We start from the raw sequence: 13,844 nt of genomic DNA on the forward strand, positions 1-13,844 counted from the left end.
GCGCATGCTGCAGACCGAATCGGCGCGCCGCGAACAGGCCCGCCCGCGCATCAGCAACGGCGAGTACGCCCGGCGCCGGCGCCACCTGATGGACATGATGGAGCCCAACAGCATCGCCATCATTCCCTCCGCCCGCGAGGTGCGCCGCTCGCGGGACACCGAGTACCCCTTTCGCCAGGACAGCGACTTCAACTACCTGAGCGGCTTTCGCGAGCCGGACGCGGTACTGGTATTGGTTCCCGGCCGCGGCCATGGCGAGTACGTGATGTTCTGCCGCGACAGCGACCCGGCCCAGGAGTTGTGGCACGGCGCCCGCGCCGGCCCCGAGGGAGTGTGCCAGCACTTTGGCGCGGACGATGCATTCCCCGTTGCCGATATCGACGAAATCCTGCCCGGCCTGATCGAGGGTCGCGACCGCGTCTATTACTCCATGGGCCGCAGCGCGGGCTTCGACCGGCGCATCATGGACTGGGTCAACACCATCCGCAGCAAGGAGGCCAGCGGTGCGGTGCCCCCGGGCGAGTTCACCGACCTCGACCACATGCTGCACGACCTGCGCCTGGTCAAGAGCGCCGCCGAGCTGCGCCTGATGCGCCGCGCCGGCGAGGTCAGCGCAGCGGCGCACCGCCACATCATGCAGCTGTGCCGCCCCGGCATGTTCGAGTACGAGCTGGAGGGCGCGCTGCATTACCAGTTCGTGCGCGGCGGTGCGCGCTACCCGGCGTATCCCTGCATCGTCGGCGGCGGCCGTAATGCCTGCACCCTGCACTACACCAGCAACGACCAGCGCCTGCGCGACGGCGACCTGGTCCTGGTGGATGCCGGCTGCGAGTACGACTACTACGCCGCAGACGTCACCCGCACCTTCCCGGTGGGCGGCAAATTCAGTCCCGAGCAGCGACAGGTCTACGACCTGGTGCTGGCGGCGCAGGAGGCGGCGCTGGCGGAAATACGCGCCGGCAATCACTGGAACCACCCCCACGACGCCAGCGTGCGGGCGATCACCGCGGGGTTGGTCGAACTCGGCCTGCTGGATGGCGAGGTGGAGGAGCTCATCGCCTCCGGCGCCTACCGCGAGTACTACATGCACCGCGTCGGCCACTGGCTGGGGCTGGATGTACACGATGTCGGCGACTATCGCGTCGGCGACGAGTGGCGGGTGCTGGAACCGGGTATGGTGCTCACCGTCGAGCCCGGCGTTTACATCGCACCGGACAACACCAGCGTCGCACGCAAGTGGCGCGGTATCGGCGTGCGTATCGAGGACGACGTGCTGGTCACCCGCGACGGCTACGAGCTGCTCACCGCTGGCGCGCCGCGTCGCGCCGAGGAAATCGAGACACTGATGGCGGAGTCCGCATGAGCCCGGCGCGCGATGTGGTCATCGCCGGCGGCGGCATGGTCGGCATCAGTCTCGCCCTGGAACTGGCCGACCGCCTGCCCGCCCAGCAGCGCATCACCCTGGTGGAGAGCTTCCCCATGCCCGGCGCCACCAGCGCCGGCGACTACCACCCCTCCTTCGATGCGCGCTCTACCGCCCTGAGTTATTCCAGTCGAGTGATCTATGAGCGCCTGGGCGTGTGGGAGACCCTGTCGGCCCACGTCTGCCCGATCGAGACCATTCACGTTTCCAACCAGGGGCGTTTCGGCAGCACACTGATGCGCGCGACCGACTACGGCTGGCCCGCGCTGGGCTACGTGATCGAAAACCCCTGGCTGGGGCGCTGCCTGGCGGCTGCGCTGCAGCGCCAGGGCCGGGTGGAGGTGATCTCCCCGGCCAGGGTGGCGGGAGCGAAGAGCGCGGCGGACGGCAGCGTCGTGCAGCTGTCCGGTGAACACCAGCAGGAGCTGCAAACCCGGCTGCTGGTGGTGGCCGACGGCGCCGGTTCCGGGCTGCGCGCCACGCTGGGCATGCCGGTCAGCGAGAAGTCCTACGACCAGCACGCGGTGATCGCCAATGTCGCGACTGCCCGCTCCCACGACGGCTGCGCCTTCGAGCGCTTTACCCGCCACGGTCCCCTGGCACTGCTGCCGCTGCAGGGGGTGAGCGGCGCCGCCCATCGCAGCGCGCTGGTGTGGACACTGGCGGCGCCCGACTACGAGCACTACTGCAATTGCCCCGAGGATGAATTTCTCGCCGAACTGCAGTCGCGTTTCGGTTATCGCCTGGGCCGCCTGACCCGGGTCGGCGAGCGCCACCACTACCCTTTGTCGCTGGTACGTGCGGTGGAACAGGTGCGCCAGGGCGTGGTGGTCATGGGCAACGCCGCCCATGCGCTGCACCCGGTGGCCGGCCAGGGTTTCAACCTGGCCCTGCGCGATGTCGCGGCACTCGCCGCGGTGCTGCAGCAGGCGGTCGCCGCCGGTGTCTCCCCGGGCGACCTGGCCACGCTGCAGCGCTACGAGCGTCAGCAGTCCGCGGACCAGGCGCGCACCATCGGCTTCAGCGACCAGCTTCCCGCATTGTTCGCGCGTCGCGACCCGTTACTCGGTGTGGCGCGGGACCTGGCCCTGTCCGGCCTCGACCTGGCGCCGGCGCTCAAGCGCGGTTTCGTGCGCCAGGCTGCGGGGGTGGCCGCCCTCGGTGAATAGCGTGAGCGGGGAGAGCCGCCATGACGTGGTCATCGTCGGCGCCGGTATCGCCGGTACCGCGCTCGCCCTCGCCCTGGCCGACAGCGGGCTGTCGATCGCCCTGGTCGAGGCCCGGCCGCTGCAGCGCAGCGCGCTGCCCGACGCGCGCGACCTGGAGAGCTTCGACCTGCGCGTGAGCGCCCTCACCCCGGCCTCGGTGGGCTTTCTCGAAACCCTGGGCGCCTGGGACACCATCGATACCTACCGCCATTGCCCCTACCACCACATGACCGTGTGGGATGCCGAGGGCACCGGGCGTATCGAGTTCGACCGCGATGAAATCGATGCGCCGCGACTCGGGTCCATCGTGGAGAATCGCGCCATAGTCGATGCCCTGCTCGCGGCGCTTGAGCGCAACGCGGGGTCGGTCCGCCCGCTCAGCCCGGTGCGCGTCGAGTCCATCGAGCGCGAGAGCGATGGCACACAATGCCTGCAGCTGGAAGATGGCGCGACTCTGCGCACCGCGCTGGTAGTCGGCGCAGACGGCGCACTGTCGCGGGTGCGCGGCCTGTTCGATTTCGCCACCCGCGAATGGGATTACGGGCACCGCGGTATCGTCGCCACGGTACAGACCGAGCGCCCGCATGCGGATACCGCCTGGCAGCGCTTCCTCGCCAGCGGTCCGCTGGCCCTGCTGCCGTTGCCGGGCACGCCGCAGGCACATTTTTGCTCCATTGTCTGGTCGATCACCGATGCCCTCGCCGAGGAGCTGCTGGCGATGGACTCCGCGGATTTCTGCGCGGCCCTGGGCGAGGCCAGCGAACACTGCCTCGGCGAGGTCACCGGCGTCGGCCAGCGCGCGGGTTTCCCGCTGCGCCAACGCCACGCGCGCGACTACGTGCAGCCGGGGGTGGCGCTGGTCGGCGACGCGGCGCACACCATCCACCCGCTGGCCGGCCAGGGCATCAACCTCGGGCTGGCCGACGTCGCCGCTCTGGCGCGGGAACTGGCCGCGGCCCGTGAGCGCGGCGAAGCGCCCGGCGATATCGCTGTGCTGCGTCGCTACCAGCGCCAGCGCAAGGGCGAGAACCTGGCGATGATGGCGGCGATGGAGGGTTTCAAGCGGCTGTTCGAGAGCGAGTCCCTGCCACTGCGCTGGCTGCGCAACGCGGGTATGCGCGGGGTCGCCGACATCGCCCCGCTCAAGCAGCGCCTGATGCGCCACGCCATGGGCATCCAGTGAGCAGATTGCGGACCGCGGCAGCGCCCCGCCATATTGTTTTTCACAAGGCGGCGGTTAGAATGTGCCGGTCAGCCCTCCCCGCCGCCATCCAGAGGACTCCTCATGAGCCAGACGCCCAGTGAACTGAGATATGCCAAGAGCCACGAGTGGGCCCGCCTCGAAGAGGACGGCACAGTCACGGTGGGGATCACCGACCACGCCCAGCACGCCCTGGGCGACGTTGTATTCGTCGAACTGCCCGAGGTCGGCAGCACCCTGGCGGCGGGCGACGAGGCGGGCGTCGTGGAATCCGTGAAGGCGGCTTCCGACATCTATTCCCCGGTCGGCGGCGAAGTTCTCGCCATCAACGAGAAGCTCGAGGACGAACCGGAAACCGTCAATGCCGATCCCTACAGCGACGGCTGGTTCTTCAAACTGCAGCCGAGCGACACCAGCGAACTCGAGGAACTGCTCGGCGCCGAGGACTACCAGGCGGCCTGCGACGAGGACGACTGAAGCGGTCCGGCGGCCTGCCGAGGCCGGCCCTGCAAATGCCTGATACCGAACTGTTCCTGCGCCAGGGCGCCGAGCGCCGCCTGCGCGGCGGGCACCTTTGGGTGTATTCCAACGAGGTGGATACCGCGCGCCATGCGCTGACCGATTTCGCCCCTGGCCAGACGGTGCTGGTGCGCAGTGCGCGCGGCGAAGTCCTCGGCAGCGCCTACATGGACCCGCACTCCCTGATCTGCGCGCGGCTCTATGCGCCGGGCGAGAACTGCGCCCTGGATACCGCGTTCTTTACCCGGCGCCTGGGCGAGGCCCTGGCCGGGCGCGAAACCGCTTTCGACGAACCTTTCTACCGCCTGGTCTACGGCGACAGCGACGGCCTGCCCGGCGTGGTGGTCGACCGCTTCGGCGACTACCTCGTCGTGCAGCTGAACAACGCCGGGGCCGAGAGCGGCCGTGAGGCCCTGCTGGACGCGCTGCGCGAAACCCTGCAACCGGCCGGCATCCTGTTGCGCGCCGACAGCCGTGAGCGTCGCGACAGCGGCCTGGCGCGGGAGGCCGAGGTGGTGTTCGGTGATGTCCCGGAGCAGGTCGACTTGCGCGAGAACGGCGTGCATTTCCTGGCCCCGGTGCACAGTGGTCAGAAGACCGGCTGGTTCTACGATCACCGCGTGGGCCGCGCGCGGCTGGCCCCCTGGGTGGCCGGCAAGTCGGTGCTCGACGTGTACAGCTATATCGGCGGTTGGGGGATACAGGCCGCGGCGTTTGGTGCGAGCAGTGTTTGTTGTGTCGACAGCTCCCAGCCCGCCCTCGACGGCGTTCTGGTCAATGCCCGGCTCAACGCCCTGGAGGAGCGCGTCAGCGTGCGCCGCGGCCAGGCGGCGGATACGCTGCAGGCACTGCGCGACGAGGGGCAGATGTTCGACGTGGTGATCCTCGACCCGCCGGCCTTCATCCAGAGGCGCAAGGACCTGAAAAAGGGCCTGACCGCCTACCGCCGCATCTATGAACTGGGCCTGCGCCTGCTGCCGCCGGGCGGACTGCTGGTGGCCGGTTCCTGCTCCATGCACCTGGCGCGCGCCGACATGCTCAGCGTGCTGCAGCAGGCCGCCGTGCGCGCCGGGTGCCGTGTGCAGGTGGTGGAGCAAAGCGCCCAGGGCGCCGACCACCCCATCCACCCCGCTATTCCCGAGACCGAGTACCTGAAAGGCGTCTTCCTGTGTCGCCTGTGACGCCTCCGGCAGAAGAAGGCCCGGCCTTGTTCTCCGGAACTGTGCAAAATTGCCCGTTTTTTAACCAGCTTCTGGCCGCGATTCAGCCATACTGAAAGTTCGCCCTGAAAAGAGCACGCGACGACTTCCGCAAGCGAGCGTGCCGAGGAAGAACACACATGAAGCGCGCAACAAGCGTGGCAAGCCACTGGCCGTCCCGGGAAATGGCCGTGGTGGATACGTTCACAAAGCTGATTTTCGAGCAGGAGAGCGAATTTTCCGCGCTGGAAAACTCCATCATCCAGGCGTTTCGCGACGTCGATGACAACGTACTGATGGATTCCCTCGCGGACATGGGCGAATACCTGCGCGCCCTCGGCGTGACGGAGATGCTGGAGCTGGTGCACAGGGTTTGCGACCAGCTCGCCAGCGAAGGCCTCCTGCCCGAAATTTCCATGCTTGATTCCCGCCCGGCATCGCAGGTGCGCAGCGTCCACTGACCTGCCCCCCGGCCGCTCCCGCAGCGGCGCAGGCAGGCCTGCGGCGTTCCCGTTGAGGGGGGCTGTGCCGCGTTAACTGACCGGCGCCCGCCAGGGCGCTGCTGAACAACTTACCGCGAATCGACTTGCCGCCAACCCGCTGAGGATTGCCTTCAGCTTTGCGCCGCCTGCTTCTCGCGCGGCGGTTTCGGCGGCTTCAGGCCGCAGCCCTCGACCAGTTCGAAACTGGCCTGGTACTGGTTTTCCCGGTCCAGCCCGGCGAAGGTGAGCTCCACCTGTTGCTCCAGCTGGAAGCGCCGGGTAGTGCTGGTGAGGCTGGCCGTCCACTTGTCGTAGCTGAACTTCTCCGGGTCCTTGCGCAGGTCGACGAAGCCGTCCAGGCCATTTTCGTCCAGCCGCAGGTTGAAACCGCTGCTGGTGACGTGGGTGATGGTGGCGCGGAAGCTGCGGCCCGGTTCCGCCGCGAGCTTCTCGAGGTAGCGGCCCGCCAGCCAGCGCTCCGCTTCCTGGGTTGCCGCACGGGCGTTGGCCAGGCAGCGGTTGAGCGCCTGCAATGTCTCGGCGTCGATCTTGTCCGCCGGCTCACCGCGCAGCAGGGACTTGATCTGCAGGTGTGCGGCGTAGTCGAGGTACTTGCGCAGCGGCGAAGTGCAGTTGGTGTAGCAGGCCAGGGCCATGCCCATGTGCGGCCCCGGCTGGCCGGACAGTTCCGCCCGCGTGAGCAGGCGATTGACCATGCCGCGCAGGGGCAGCTCGTGGTCCGGCGCGGCCAGCGCGCGCATGATGCTGGTGTAACCCTCGACACTGGTCGGGTCGTGGCTGAGCGCCTCCGGCACGTGCATTTCGAGGAAACGCTTGAGCTCGTCCAGGCGGTCGCCGCGGAAGCCCGGGTGCACCACGTAAGGCCCGCTGGCGCCGTTGCTGTTGAGGAACAGCGCGCCACAGCGGTTGGCGGCGATCATGCACTCCTCAACCAGCTTCTGCGACTGCAGCTTCTCGCAGGGCTCGATGCTGTCGATACGCTTGTTGTCGTCGAGGATCCAGCGGTATTCGCGGCGGTCCTCCATGACCAGGTTGTGCGCCTCGCGCCCGGCGCGCAGGGCGCGGTACACCTGGTACAGGGCCTCGAGCGGCGAGGCGTGCATCATCAGCTCGTCCGCCTGGCCGTTGATATAGCGGTCCACGGCGTAGTAGGAGAGCTTCGCCCGCGAGCGGATCGTCGCCTCGATGAATTCGTAGTCGCCCAGGGAGCCGTCGTCCTTTACCGAGATCTTGCACACCAGCGCCGGGCGGTCGACGCCCTCGGACAGCGCGCAGGTCTCCTGGGACAATTCCTCCGGCAGCATCGGCAGGATGTCGCCGTGGAAGTACACGGTGGTGGCGCGCGCCAGCACGTCGCGGTGCAGTTCCGAGCCGCTGGTGATGTACGCGGTGGGATCGGCGATCGCCACGAACAGGGTCCAGCCGTCCTCGGCGGTCTCGGCGAACAGGGCGTCGTCGATGTCCTGGGTTTTGGCCGCGTCGATGGAGATGAACTCGAGGTCGGTCAGGTCCTGGCGATGCTCGTCCTGCAGCGGCTTGCAGGCGGCGAGCTGTTGCTCGAGGTCCTTGCGGCTGGCGCCGGTCCAGCTAGCCGGCAGGTGATATTTGGCGACGCAGTAGGCATTCTCGATACCCGCGGTATCGTCGCTGCCCAGCACGCTGAGTACCTTAGCCTGGGGTTTGCCGTCGCGGATCGGGTGGCGCAGGATCGCGGCGCGCACGTAATCGCCCTCTTTCACGCCGTTGCGGGCGTGGGGGGGGATAAACAGCCAGCGGCGCAGTTGTGGCAGGTCCGGTTCCACGAACAGGGCCTTGCCCTTGCGCACGCAGCGGCCGGTGAAATCACCCAGCGGGCTGTCTACCAGCGTTTCGATATCGGCGATGACGCGGTTGTCCTTGGACGGGCGGATGCAGACCTTCACCCGGTCGTCGGGGAATACCTTGAGCATTTCGTCCGGCGGGATGAAGATTTCGCGGCCGTCGTCGAGCACGGCAAAGCCGTAACGGGCCTGGGTGCCCTTGATCACCGCCTCGGCGCGCTCTTTTTCCGCCTCCATCTGTGATTTGAGGCCCTTGAGCTGGGCGAGGGAGTCCTGATTCAGCATGGAGGAGTGATTTATTACTGTCGGAAATACAAGCGCAGTATCCTAGCCTATCTTGGCCGTCCTGTCAGTGAGCCGGCGCACCGTGGACAAATCTCCCGCTGATCGCCCGCGCGGCATTGACACTGCCCGGGCGGGGCTTTAATAATGTTTGCAAAGACCGTGTGACGAACACGTCAGGTTGCCAGATTTGAAACAGCCGACGACGCGGGCCTTGTGGTGAATTACAGGCCGGAAGCGTCATTCAACAAGCGCCACTGCGCTGCCCTCGAGCCCTCCCGCGCTCCGGCCTCCTGCACCGTCACACACCGCCCTTCCAATCCCGACCCAGCCCCGGTCGATACCTGTTTCACCCGCCTGCCGGGTAGCCGTTTCCACCTTTCTATCCATCCCCAGCTGAACGTCGAATTCGGCCCTAACCGAGGAGTCCACCCACCCCACACCGCCGGAAGCGGTGCCGGTGCCCTATGGCGCAGGTGCAGCCGCCGGACACCACCAAGACCTATTAGTGAAATGTCTGTGAGGAATACTCTATGGATTCAGGCCCCGCCCTGCGCGTAGAAAACTCTGCCACCCTGAAACCTCTGTGCCGTAAAACCTACGTCCTGGACACCAACGTCCTGCTGCACGACCCCACCGCCGTCAACGCCTTCAAGCAACACCACGTGGTCATCCCGATGACCGTGCTGGAGGAGCTCGACCATATCAAGGACCGCCGCGACAAGACCGTCAGCCGCGAGGCGCGCATCGCCATCCAGATGATCGACAAGGTCGTCGACATGGCCACGCCGCAACAGATCCAGGAGGGGGTGGAGGTGCCCGGCTCGGAGATCGACGGCATGGGTCCCGGCACGCTGGCGATCTTCCCCGACCAGTTGCTCGGCGACAACACCGATGTGCCGTTCCTCGACGGCACCACCGACCAGGCCAACGACAACCGCATCATCAATGTCGCCCTGCGCCTGCAGGCGGAGAACCCCAACGAGTTCATCTGCCTGGTGACCAAGGACATCAACATGCGCATCAAGGCCAAGGGGTCCGGCCTGCTGCACGTTGAGGACTACCGCCGCGACCGCGTGCTCGACGATATCGACCTGCTGGCCAAGGGCTACGAGCATATCGAGGGAGATTTCTGGTCCACCATCAGCGAGGTGGACACGCTGCGCGAGGGCGACTGCACCCTGCACCGCGTGCCCCGTGCCTCGCTGCCGGGCGCCTACGCCAATCAGTTCCTGTACGACGACCAGGACTTCATGGCTTTTGTGAAGCGGGTCGACGACGAGCACGTGTACCTGCGCTGCGACAGCCGTGACAGCCTGATGAACAAGCGCTTCTGGGGTCTGGCGCCGCGCAACCTCGAGCAGGCCATGGCCATGGCGCTGCTCGACGACGAGGACGTCGACATGACCGTGCTCACCGGCCCGGCGGGCTCCGGCAAGACCCTGCTGGCGCTGGCCTACGGTCTGCACGCGATCCTCGAGCAGAAGAAATACTCCAAGCTGATCGTGGCGCGCTCCACGCCACCTATCGCCGAGGACATCGGTTTCCTGCCCGGCACCGAGGAGGAGAAGATGGCCCCCTGGCTGGCCGCCTTCGATGACAACCTGGAGATCCTGCACGGCACCGACGAGTCCTGCCACGGCAGCATCGACTACGTGAAGGAGCGCGCGAACATCCAGTTCAAGTCGCTCAATTTCATGCGCGGCCGCTCGTTCAACAACGCCTATATCATCATCGACGAGAGCCAGGGCCTGACCCAGTTCCAGTTGAAGTCGGTGATCTCACGGGTGGGGGCGGACTCGAAGATCGTGGTGCTGGGCAACCTCGCGCAGATCGACAACAAGTACATCAGCCCGCTGACCTCGGGGCTGACCTACCTGGTCGAGAAGGGCAAGAACTACTCCCACGCCGGGATCATGCACGTGAACGGGATCGTGCGCTCGCGGCTGGCGGCCTTCGCCGAGGAAAACCTCTAGCCCTCAGTCGCGGTTTCTCGCCCTGCGCAGGTCCTTGTGCAGGGCGATCTCCACCCGCACCAGGAAACTCCATGCGCTTTCCCGGCTCTCGTCCTCGTTGCGACGGCGGTAGTTCCATGCCGGTTCCAGGTTGAGGAACAGGAAGTCGCGGTAGACCTGGCGCCGCCAGACCACGCCCAGTCGGTAGTTGTTCACCAGGAAACTGGGGTCGGTCTCGCCGTTGATCGAGCCGTAGTAGGCCATGGCGATCGGCCGCTTGGCCTGCTGGTCCCAGACCTGGCGCAGCGACAGTCGGGTGCGCCACTCCACACCGTCGGTTTTCTCGCCGTAGACGATGCGGTTGCTCCAGCGCAGGATGTTGTGCTCATCCAGCAGGTGGTTGAGGTCGACGTTGGCGGTGGTAAAGAAATTCTCGTCCTTTTCGTATTCCAGGCGCTGGATGTAGCGGTACGTCGTCTGGTCGCTGAGCGGCGCCTCGTGGCGAAAGCGCACGCCGGGGCGCAGGTCGCCGCCGGCCCAGGCGAGGGTCGCATCGAAGCGCGAACGCAGGGTGCGGCTGATGCGGTATTGCAGGCCGAAGTCCTCGCTCTCCTCCAGTTCCTCCTCGGTGAGCTGGTCGCCGTCGCTCTCGGAGAACACCAGTTCGAGGCGCTTCGAGATTTTCGGCAGCTGCACCTTGCCACGCACACGCGCTTTCTGGTCGCCGCCGTCCTGCTCGTCCCAGTCATTGATCAGTTCCAGGCGCAGGAAGGACTGGGCGCGCTCGAGGTCGTAGTCCGGGTCGCCGAAGAAGCCGTCCAGCCACAGGGTGAGGGCCTGCGCCCGGTTGGCAACGACTTCGTGGCTGGTGTCCACCCAGTTGGGGGCATTGGGGTCGTCGACCTCCGCGGGGACTTCCTGCGCCCCGGCGAGGCTGCTGAGCGCGAGGCAGGGCAGCAACAGCGACAGCAGCGCGAGTGTGCGACTATTTACGCTCAACGACCGATTCCCTTTGGGGTTGCAGGCATTACACTACGCACTATGGACGACTTTTTCATCTTTTTGCAGCACCTCGTACCGCAACACCTGCTGTCGCGTTTCACCGGCTGGCTGGCCTCGCTGGAGCATCCGGTGTGGCTGAAAAACTGGGTGATCGGCCGCTTCGTGAGCCATTTCAAGGTGGACATGTCCGAGGCCGGGGAGCCCGACTACCGGCGCTACGCCAACTTCAACGCGTTCTTCACACGCGCCCTGCGCGAGGGAGCGCGCCCGCTGGCGGCAGCGGACGTGGTCAGTCCGGCGGACGGTGTGGTCAGCCAGGCCGGAGAGATCGTTGGCGGACGGATGCTGCAGGCCAAGGGCCATACTTTCAGCCTGATCGAATTGCTCGGCGGCGACCCGGAGCGCGCTGCGGACTATGCGGACGGCAGCTTCGCGACCATCTACCTGTCACCGCGCGACTACCACCGGGTGCACATGCCCATCGACGGTGAGTTGGTGTGCTCCACCTATGTGCCGGGCGACCTGTTCTCGGTCAACGGAACCACCGCTACCCACGTCGACAACCTGTTCGCGCGCAACGAGCGGCTGGTCTGTCATTTCGACACCCCGGCGGGGCCCATGGCCATGGTGCTGGTCGGTGCCATGATTGTCGCCGGTATCGAGACCGTGTGGGCTGGCCAGGTGGCGCCGCCGCCGGCGCTGCCGACCACCCGCGACTACCGCCATTCACCGGCGCCGGTACGGCTGGCCCGCGGTGAGGAGATGGGGCGCTTCATGCTGGGCTCGACGGTGATCCTGGTGTTCGGCCGCAACGCCCTTGACTGGTTGCCCGAATGTACCGCGGGTGCCAGCCTGCGCCAGGGGGAGGCCCTGGCGGCTATTGCCAACGGCTAACGCCAACGCTTCGCGGCGATTACCAACGCCTAACGGCTAGAGCCAATGCCTAACGGCTAATACCAACGCCTAACGGCTAGAGCCAACGCCTAGCGGCTGACGCCGAGGCCTACCGGCAATCACCAACACCCGGCGGTCATCTGCAGAAATGGGCTGCGTGTCCTGCGGCTAGCGGCCGGCCTGCGGCTGGTCGAGACTGGCGATGATGTGACGGTAGCTGTCGAGCCTGCGCTGGCTGATCTTTCCCTGTTCCACGGCCTCGAGAATCGCGCAGCCGGGCTCGGCCTCGTGACGGCAGTCGCGGAACCGGCAGTGGCCCAGCAGCGGCTGGAACTCGCGAAACCCGCCTGCGACCTCCTCGCGCGCCATGTGCCACAGGCCGAATTCGCGAATCCCGGGTGAATCGATCAGCTGCCCGCCGCACTGCAGCGGGAACAGGCGCGCGGTGGTCGTGGTGTGGGTGCCTTTCTGGGTGAGCTCGGACAGCTCGCCCACGCGCAGGTCCGCCTGCGGCAGCAGCGCGTTGACCAGGGAAGACTTGCCGACCCCGGACTGGCCGACGAACACGCTGGTGCGCCCGCGCAGTTGTTCTTCCAGCGCCTGCAGGCCGCCGGCGCGGGTGGACGTGGGCAGCACGCGATAGCCCAGTGACGGGTAGATGCCGATCAACTCCGCCATCTGCGCCGCCAGCGCCGGGTCCTGCTCCAGCAGGTCCGCCTTGTTGACCACCAGCACCGGCTCGATATCGACCACCTCGGCGGCGACCAGGTAGCGGTCTACGAGATTGGCATGGGGTTCCGGATAGGGGGCGATGACCACCAGGATCTGGTCGATGTTCGCGGCCACTGCCCGCAAGCGGCCTTGCGGGTCCGGACGCGACAGCACGCTGTTCCTGGCCAGTTGCGCGACGACCACCCCGGTGGGATCGCCGTCGCGCCACACCACGCGATCGCCTGTGACCAGGCCCTCGAGATTGGCGCGCAGGTGGCAGCGGCGCACCAGGCCGTCGGCGTCACCGACCTCCACCTGGGTGCCGTAGTGCGCCACCACCAGGCCCTCCTGTTCCGGACCCAGTTCCCCCGCCCCCAGCGCCTCGTCGGCGACGGCCTCGCGTCGCGCCGCTCGCTGGGCGCGCTCATTCTGGATTTTTTCGACGCGCCAGGCCTGGCGGCGGGTCAGTTTACGCTTTGCCATAGGCGTCATTATTGGACCGCCTATTAGGCCTGTCGAGGCAATTTGTTACACTGCGCTGCACACAACAGCTGGACAAGGCTTGCAAGCATGCAGGATGCCCGCAATCTGATCTGGGTCGACATGGAAATGACCGGGCTCGACCCGGATCGCGACGTGGTCATCGAAATCGCCACTATCGTGACCGACAGCGAACTCACTACCCTCGCCGAAGGTCCGGTGATCGCCATCCACCAGAGCGACGCCCGCCTGGATGCCATGGACGAGTGGAACACCACCCACCACACTGCCTCCGGCCTGGTTGCCCGGGTGCGCGCCAGCGAGCACGACGAGCGCCGCGCGGCAGCCGAGACCATCGCCTTTCTCGAACAGTGGGTGCCGCCGGGTGCTTCGCCCATGTGCGGCAACACCATCTGCCAGGACCGGCGCTTCATGTTCCGCCACCTACCGGAGCTGGAGCGCTACTTCCATTACCGCAACCTCGATGTGAGCACCCTGAAAATCCTCATGCAGCGCTGGCGGCCGGAGCTCGCCGCCGGCCTGAGCAAGAGCAGCGCCCACCTGGCGCTGGAGGATATCCGTGAATCCATTGAGGAGCTGCGCTTCTACCGCGAGCATTTCCTGCGCGCCGTGCCCTGAGCGCGGCA

12 protein-coding genes are annotated in these 13,844 nt (G+C 66.7%); 9 read left to right on the forward strand and 3 right to left on the reverse strand.

Going from position 1 to position 13,844, the window contains the following annotated elements; translation table 11 throughout:
* Nucleotides 1-4: 4 nt before the first annotated feature.
* The 6 genes from pepP (at nucleotide 5) to E4634_RS12435 (ending at nucleotide 6,011) form a co-directional block, all read left to right on the forward strand.
* The gene (pepP, locus tag E4634_RS12410; protein WP_135444332.1) at nucleotides 5-1,363 is read left to right on the forward strand and encodes a Xaa-Pro aminopeptidase; all 1,359 of its coding nucleotides are present in this window, start codon (nucleotides 5-7) and stop codon (nucleotides 1,361-1,363) included.
* Entirely contained in the window at nucleotides 1,360-2,592 is a 1,233-nt protein-coding gene (gene ubiH / locus E4634_RS12415; protein WP_135444333.1) for a 2-octaprenyl-6-methoxyphenyl hydroxylase, read from the forward strand. Before pepP ends, ubiH begins: the two co-directional genes overlap by 4 nt.
* Nucleotides 2,585-3,814: a UbiH/UbiF/VisC/COQ6 family ubiquinone biosynthesis hydroxylase gene (locus E4634_RS12420; protein WP_240725168.1), complete on the forward strand. Its 1,230-nt coding sequence runs from the start codon at nucleotides 2,585-2,587 to the stop codon at nucleotides 3,812-3,814. Before ubiH ends, E4634_RS12420 begins: the two co-directional genes overlap by 8 nt.
* A gap of 102 nt (nucleotides 3,815-3,916) precedes the next feature.
* Nucleotides 3,917-4,309 carry a glycine cleavage system protein GcvH gene (gene gcvH / locus E4634_RS12425; RefSeq protein WP_135444337.1) on the forward strand — a complete coding sequence of 131 codons (393 nt, stop codon included), beginning with the start codon at nucleotides 3,917-3,919 and terminating at the stop codon, nucleotides 4,307-4,309.
* A gap of 35 nt (nucleotides 4,310-4,344) precedes the next feature.
* A complete protein-coding gene (locus tag E4634_RS12430) occupies nucleotides 4,345-5,532 on the forward strand; it encodes a class I SAM-dependent rRNA methyltransferase (RefSeq protein ID WP_135444339.1) in 1,188 nt (395 codons plus the stop codon).
* Between the two features lie 158 nt (nucleotides 5,533-5,690).
* On the forward strand, nucleotides 5,691-6,011 hold the full coding sequence (locus E4634_RS12435; RefSeq protein ID WP_135444341.1) for a hypothetical protein: 321 nt from the start codon (nucleotides 5,691-5,693) through the stop codon (nucleotides 6,009-6,011).
* A 152-nt stretch (nucleotides 6,012-6,163) separates the two neighbouring features.
* On the opposite strand, the gene E4634_RS12440 is transcribed toward E4634_RS12435, so the two are convergent.
* Complete coding sequence (locus E4634_RS12440; protein WP_135444343.1) at nucleotides 6,164-8,158, reverse strand: VacB/RNase II family 3'-5' exoribonuclease; 1,995 nt, start codon at nucleotides 8,156-8,158, stop codon at nucleotides 6,164-6,166.
* A 530-nt stretch (nucleotides 8,159-8,688) separates the two neighbouring features.
* On the opposite strand from E4634_RS12440, the gene E4634_RS12445 reads away from it, so the two are divergent.
* Nucleotides 8,689-10,131: a PhoH family protein gene (locus E4634_RS12445; RefSeq protein ID WP_135444345.1), complete on the forward strand. Its 1,443-nt coding sequence runs from the start codon at nucleotides 8,689-8,691 to the stop codon at nucleotides 10,129-10,131.
* Between the two features lie 3 nt (nucleotides 10,132-10,134).
* Here the strand turns inward: E4634_RS12445 and E4634_RS12450 are convergent, their stop codons facing one another.
* Complete coding sequence (locus tag E4634_RS12450; RefSeq protein WP_135444347.1) at nucleotides 10,135-11,109, reverse strand: hypothetical protein; 975 nt, start codon at nucleotides 11,107-11,109, stop codon at nucleotides 10,135-10,137.
* A gap of 42 nt (nucleotides 11,110-11,151) precedes the next feature.
* Between E4634_RS12450 and asd the strand changes: the two genes are divergently transcribed.
* Nucleotides 11,152-12,006, forward strand: a complete 855-nt coding sequence (gene asd, locus E4634_RS12455) for an archaetidylserine decarboxylase (RefSeq protein WP_135444349.1) — start codon at nucleotides 11,152-11,154, stop codon at nucleotides 12,004-12,006.
* A 168-nt stretch (nucleotides 12,007-12,174) separates the two neighbouring features.
* Here asd and rsgA read toward each other — a convergent pair whose 3' ends face one another.
* Nucleotides 12,175-13,200, reverse strand: coding sequence for a small ribosomal subunit biogenesis GTPase RsgA (rsgA, locus tag E4634_RS12460; protein ID WP_135444351.1), 1,026 nt, complete (start codon nucleotides 13,198-13,200; stop codon nucleotides 12,175-12,177).
* Nucleotides 13,201-13,287: 87 nt separating this feature from the next.
* Between rsgA and orn the strand changes: the two genes are divergently transcribed.
* Nucleotides 13,288-13,836, forward strand: a complete 549-nt coding sequence (orn, locus tag E4634_RS12465; protein WP_135444352.1) for an oligoribonuclease — start codon at nucleotides 13,288-13,290, stop codon at nucleotides 13,834-13,836.
* Nucleotides 13,837-13,844: the final 8 nt, after the last annotated feature.

Source organism: Mangrovimicrobium sediminis, assembly GCF_004745945.1.
In the GTDB taxonomy this organism is placed as follows: domain Bacteria; phylum Pseudomonadota; class Gammaproteobacteria; order Pseudomonadales; family Halieaceae; genus Mangrovimicrobium; species Mangrovimicrobium sediminis.